Genomic DNA, 6,233 nt, shown 5'->3' with positions numbered 1-6,233 from the left:
AGTTATTCTAAAATTAAGTGTATTATCTAAGAAAAATACTAAATTTGATTTATTAAAAATAACTAACGATGTTGCGATAGACCCTTGAATCCGCCTTTGCGGTGAAAAAATCACTTGCTTCGCTCCTTCTCAGAAAATAATCTGCAATCCAAAAAATGATGATTATTAAGAAAGATTTGAAAAAGTTTATGTCGAAATAAATTCTTGTAAAATTCTTAAGCAGAAAGTAATTTGGTTAAATTAAAGTGATGCAGTTTGCGTCGAAAAATATTGTGGCGAATTCATTTAGCCGAAAGTATTTTGGTTAAATTAAAGTGATGCAGTTTGCGTCGAAAAAATTTTGGTAAAATCGTTAAGCCGAAAATTATTTGCTTCAATTAAAGTGATGCAGTTTGCGTCAAAAAATATTGTGGCGAATTAATTAAACCGAAAATTATTTGCTTCAATTAAAGTGATGCAGTTTGTAGCCAAAAGTATTGTGGTGAAAAATTGAAAGACGAAAAATTTTGTGCTAAATAATACCTATTATAACACTGGTTTAGCATGATGGGGAATTTAGTGGAATTTCCGTTTTTTTTCATATATTCGTACAGCCAAAAATAATCTGCTTATAAGTTCCCCACCAAGCTAAGCCAGGAACCGTTGTAATATATTTTAACGCCGAATTTTGCGGTGAAAAATTCCTTGCTTCACTCCTACTAAGAAAATAATCTGCAATCCAAAAAGTTGTCGTTTATAAAAGAAAATTAGAACAGTTTTATGTGAAATAGATTGTGGCGAAATCGTTAAGCCGAAAGTAATTTGCTTCAATTAATGCGATGCAGTTTGTGGTGAAAAATATTGTACCGAAATCATTAAGCCGAAAGTAATTTGGATTAATGAAAATGATGCAGTTTGTGGCGAAAAGTATTGTGCCGAAAAATTGAATAACGAGAAATCCTTGTGTTGATAAAAACATATTACAACAGCGGTTTGCATAAATGGCGAAATATGTGGTAAATTCACGTTTATCTTTCGCAAGAAATTTTATCTTAGCCGAAAATAATCGGTTACGAAGTTCGCCACTTTTGCAAGCCGCGACACGTTATAATATATATTTCGCCATTTTTGCGGTGAAAAAATCACTTACTTCGCTCCTACTCAGAAAATAATCTACAATCAAAAAAATTGATGATTATTAAGAAGGTTTTGAAAAAGTTTGTGTGAAATGAATTCTGGTAAAATCGTTAAGCCGAAAGTATTTTGGTTAAATTAAAGTGATGCAGTTTGCGTCGAAAAATATTGTGGCGAATTCATTTAGCCGAAAGTATTTTGGTTAAATTAAAGTGATGCAGTTTGCCTCGAAATAGATTTTGATGAATTCATTAAGCCGAAAGTAATTTGGTTAAATTAAAGTGATGCAGTTTGCGTCGAAAAATCTTATGATGAAATCGTTACGCCGAAAGCAGTTTGGTTAAATTAAAGTGATGCCGTTTGTATCCAAAAGTATTGCGTTGAAAAATTGAATAACGAAGAAATTTTGTGCTGAAAAATACATATTATAACACTGGTTTAGCATGATGGGGAATTTAGTGGAATTTCCGTTTTTTTTCATATATTCGTACAGCCAAAAATAATCTGCTTATAAGTTCCCCACCAAGCTAAGCCAGGAACCGTTAGCAAATATTATACAAGACCACGAAAATGAGACATTTAAAAATTCTAATTCTACTATTACTAAGCCTAAGTTTACAAGCACAAAATTACTGTGTAAATTTCACAGACTTTGTTAACGATTTCTCAGACTCAAAGTTTCCTATCGAGCTCAAGAAATTGCTAAAAGAATCTGATGCCGACTATCTAACAGCTTGGAATCATTTGAAACGTGGAGGTATTGATTTTGAGGCTAGAACGAATCCTGAATTATTAAAAAAATTACGTGTTGACCTCGACAATACAAAATATGGACTTCAAGAAATTTTTGAAGCAGATGCAGAAGAAATTCTCATTTGGAAACAACTTAAAGACGACCCTTTTTACAATGGCGAACTTATAAAGGAAACCACAGACCCAAAGCTATTAAAATGGAAAGACCGAGAATTCTTTAAAGCTGTAACTAAAAAAGGAGATGACTTTGAAATAGCAATGCTTAACAAAGTTAAAACTAGAACTGGAGCAGAATACGAAAAACTTAAAGAACTAATACCCGATATTGACCAAAGAAAATTAGTAAGTCAAATGCAATTTTGTTTGCCAGGTTTTTTACCACCTTGTAATGCTAAAGGCGAATTTTTTATTGCCGACCAAGTTTGGATAAAATATGATAATCGTGGAAGAATTCAAGATATGGTTGTTGTGGATGCAAAACTAAGCGAAGGTACTGCATTAACAAGTGGACAAACTGCTGCTAAAAACCAAACAGGAAAAGGAAGTTTAGCGTTTAAACCCCAAAAAGCAAAAACAGTTGATGAAACTACAAGCCTTGACTTACCCGATGAAATAAACCAAGGAACTCTTATTGAAATCAAGAGTTTTTATAAACTATTTGGAGATGGAAATGATACATTTAAAAGCGTGAAAAAGTTAAATTAATGACAATAGATAAAAAGATATTACAGACAAAAATATTAGAGAAATTAAAAGATAATTATCAATCCAAAATAATAGATAGTGAATATATAACCTTTAAAACCAATAAAAACAGCATCGATATTGAGTTCAGCTTTAGAATACAATTTTATAATCGTATTTCGTTCGAAGGTTTTAAGATATGTTTAATTGAAATTGAAGACAAAATTTATCCTTTAATATTAAAAGAATTAAACAATTTTTATAGCAAGTATTTTGGGATTTCTTTTATGAGATTCTATAAACCTGAAATTGAGTTTTCTATATATGAAATTAACAATGAAGAAGATATCAATTTATATTTAAACCATGTTATACAATGTTTAGAATACCACGAAAAAGAAGTTTTTCCAAAATTATTAGACATTAATTTTTTAGCTGAATATGTAGGTTCTGTTCCATTTGAGAATCAATTAGAAATCCCTGTAGGAGGCAAATATCCAGTAAGTTTGTTTAAAAAATTAGCCGTTTTAAAATGGGGAGGAGAAGAGGAAAAGTATATGTTATATAAAAAAGGTTTAGCTGAATTTATAGAAGAAGATTTTAAAGACCCTAAATATGGTGATGAAGCTCCAACCTATAAGAAAGGTTATTTAAAATTAATTAAACATTTAGAAAACGAACCCAATCCATTAAAGAAAAATAACATTTGCTAACAGCGGTTTGCAAAAATGGCGAAATAAGTGGTAAATTCACGTTTATCTTTCGCAAGATATTTTATCTTAGCCGAAAGTAATCGGTTACGAAGTTCGCCACTTCTGCAAGCCGCGACACGTTAGCGGTCAGTTTGGCGGAACGCACAGAAAAACAGAACTTTAGAATTATAAAATGGAAATTTATATTATTGTTTTTTTAATAATTTTAGCAATTATTATCGGAGTAATTTGGTTAAGCTTTTGGTTACCTAAAAAACTTGGCTATCCGAAATTTGGAAAATATTTTTCAATAATAGTTGGAGTTTTAATTGGTTTATATGTTTTATCGGGAATTTTTGAAGACGAACTTTTCTCAAAAAAAAACGCAACAGAATTATTGACCGAACAGAATATTAAACTAAATGATGACTTTGAAATAAAAGAAAATAAATCAATGTCTTCAATTGGAGATTATTATCATACTTTCGTATTGAAAATTTCAGAAAAAGATAAAGTTAGAATAATCGACGAAATCAAAAATTCAAAAAACTTTAATATTGACAAAGAAACCGAAACTTATTTTGACAACCGGAAAGATTATTATGAAGGACCAAAAAGAATAAAAAATTACGAAACTGAAAAACAGTTTGTAAGAGAACTTTTTGAACCGAACGGAAAAGGTTATGCTCCAACTTGGCAAAAAATAGAAATTGACAAAAATGAGAATTTATTAATATTTGAAGATATTGACGAATAAAAACCGAACCGCTAACAGCGGTTTGCAAAAATGGCGAAATATGTGGTAAATTCACGTTTATCTTTCGCAAGAAATTTTATCTTAGCCGAAAATAATCGGTCCCGAAGTTCGCCACTTCTGCAAGCCGCGACACGTTAGCCGACAGGCTCGCAGAACGCATAAAAAACCTAGAAAAAATGAAAAATATACTAATTCTGATTTTTCCAATTTTACTTTTTACAAACTGTAATAATTCTTCAAAAGTAAGCGGTTCAGAAAATAGAAAAATAGAATTAGTACCTGAACCAGATAAAGCTGAAAGATTAAAATATGAAGCACTTCAAGAACTAAAAAATTCAAAATGTGAAATTGAAAATCCTGATGTTTCACTTAACGGAATAGAATTGCGAAATTCTGAAAGTACAATTTCAATCATTGGTGATAAAGACAAAATAGATAAATTTGACCAATATCATTATTATTCAACTTTTGAAAAAGAAACTTTAACTTTAACGCAACATCCAGGAGATGGGAAATTTCAAATATCAATCATTAAAGTTGAGCTTTCTGACAAAGAATCATATCACTATAGAGAAATAAATTTTAATTCTTTTAAAACACAGAACGGAATAAAATTAGGAATGAGCAAAAAGCAAATTATTGAAAAAATCGGAAATTGTTACGCTTCAATTGATAGCACAAAAAGTTATATTGAACTATATTACAGAATTGAAAGTCCAAAAGACACTAAAGCAAAACTTCTCGAAAAAAATAATATGCCAATTTATTACGCTAGCTATAAACTTTGGGATGACAAATTAGAAAAATATGAATTTGGATTTGAATATCCGTAATTAAAAAAGCCCGATCGGCTAACAGCGGTTTGCAAAAATGGCGAAATATGTGGTAAATTCACGTTTATCTTTCGCAAGAAATTTTATCTTAGCGGAAAATAATCGGTCACGAAGTTCGCCACTTCTGCAAGCCGCAACACGTTATATGCAATTTTATGGAAAGAAAAAGCCTACTAAATCAACTTGAACTCGGTTATGCGCCATTAACTGCATATGAATTTGCAATTACTAAAAATGATATATTTATAGAACGTGCATTAAAAAATGCAAGTCTTTACATAATCGCTCAAAGACCAGTAATAACTTTTGAAAATGTAAGTGTAGATGAAAATAGTTATTCATTAATCTTTGAAATTCACCAAAAAGAAAATTCAAATATCATAAAGGGAAAATTACCATTAATACAAAAAGCAGTTGATTCAAATGACAATGATACAATAGCAGTTGCTTTTAATTATCTAGATAAAAAATCAGAAACACAAAATTCTTTTCCCTTATATAATATACACGGGTTTTCTCTTGTAAATGTATTAGAAAATGAAAACAAATTTTTAATATGGTTTTCACCAGAAAAACTACTCCAAAATTGGTGGAAAGGAAACATAGAATGTGAATTATACGGTGATTTTCGTTCATTCACAATCTATAAAGTCCACTATGTAGGAAAAGCAACAAGACAAAGTATCTTGAAGAGACTTACAGGTCATAATACTTTACAAGATATATTATCTTTAGAATCACCTGTAACTGAAAAACAACTTCCCGCAAATGAAATCGTAATATTACCATTTGAATTTAAAGACAATTTACAATTTCAAGTTTTTGGAAAAGAATCGACTATTGAAAATATGGTATCTTCATTAAAAGGAGAAAATTATCCTAAACAAGAAAAAGTATTTTTAGATGCTGAAAAAGCATTAATTAAAGCGATGCAACCACAATACAATAAAGAACTTTTTAAAAGTTATCCTATAAGTAAAGATGGACTTTATAACGATAATTATGATACAATTTCATATACTTTTATTGACCCAATAACTTTAAAATATAGCGAAGGAGAAATTTTGGGATGTTTAACAAATATAGGAGGAGATTCAATTATAATTTCTAATAACAAAGATTTTAAATTAGTAAAACATCAAGAATAAAAAAACTGCATATAACAGCGGTTTGCATAAATGGCGAATTATGTGGTAAATTCACGTTTATCTTTCGCAAGAAATTTTATCTTAGCCGAAAATAATCGGTTACGAAGTTCGCCACTTCTGCAAGCCGCGACACGTTAGCTGTAACCTTACCGAAAACCTGGAGAATTCAATAACCTAACGCAACAAATGATAAATTTTATCTTTGTTGAATTATGAAAAAAACCTACAAGCGATTATCATTAGAAGAACGTAT

Annotated in this window: 5 protein-coding genes; all 5 read left to right on the top strand. The window is 30.1% G+C overall.

The window, feature by feature from the left end; all coding sequences use genetic code 11:
* Positions 1-1,683: 1,683 nt before the first annotated feature.
* Positions 1,684-2,571 (top strand): hypothetical protein, encoded by an 888-nt coding sequence (locus tag HNP99_RS17755; RefSeq protein ID WP_254596891.1) that lies wholly within the window; start codon positions 1,684-1,686, stop codon positions 2,569-2,571.
* The gene (locus tag HNP99_RS17525; protein ID WP_173854747.1) at positions 2,571-3,263 is read left to right on the top strand and encodes a hypothetical protein; all 693 of its coding nucleotides are present in this window, start codon (positions 2,571-2,573) and stop codon (positions 3,261-3,263) included. Before HNP99_RS17755 ends, HNP99_RS17525 begins: the two co-directional genes overlap by 1 nt.
* Positions 3,264-3,435: 172 nt before the next feature.
* A complete protein-coding gene (locus tag HNP99_RS17520) occupies positions 3,436-3,999 on the top strand; it encodes a hypothetical protein (RefSeq protein WP_173854746.1) in 564 nt (187 codons plus the stop codon).
* Between the two features lie 176 nt (positions 4,000-4,175).
* Complete coding sequence (locus HNP99_RS17515) at positions 4,176-4,832, top strand: hypothetical protein (protein ID WP_173854745.1); 657 nt, start codon at positions 4,176-4,178, stop codon at positions 4,830-4,832.
* Between the two features lie 155 nt (positions 4,833-4,987).
* Positions 4,988-5,980 carry a hypothetical protein gene (locus HNP99_RS17510; protein WP_173854744.1) on the top strand — a complete coding sequence of 331 codons (993 nt, stop codon included), beginning with the start codon at positions 4,988-4,990 and terminating at the stop codon, positions 5,978-5,980.
* The last annotated feature ends 253 nt before the right edge of the window (positions 5,981-6,233 follow it).

Source organism: Flavobacterium gelidicaeli (assembly GCF_013294005.1).
Classification (GTDB): domain Bacteria; phylum Bacteroidota; class Bacteroidia; order Flavobacteriales; family Flavobacteriaceae; genus Flavobacterium.
Note: the sequence above shows the minus strand (reverse complement) of the source record. Positions and strands in the feature narration are given on the sequence as shown.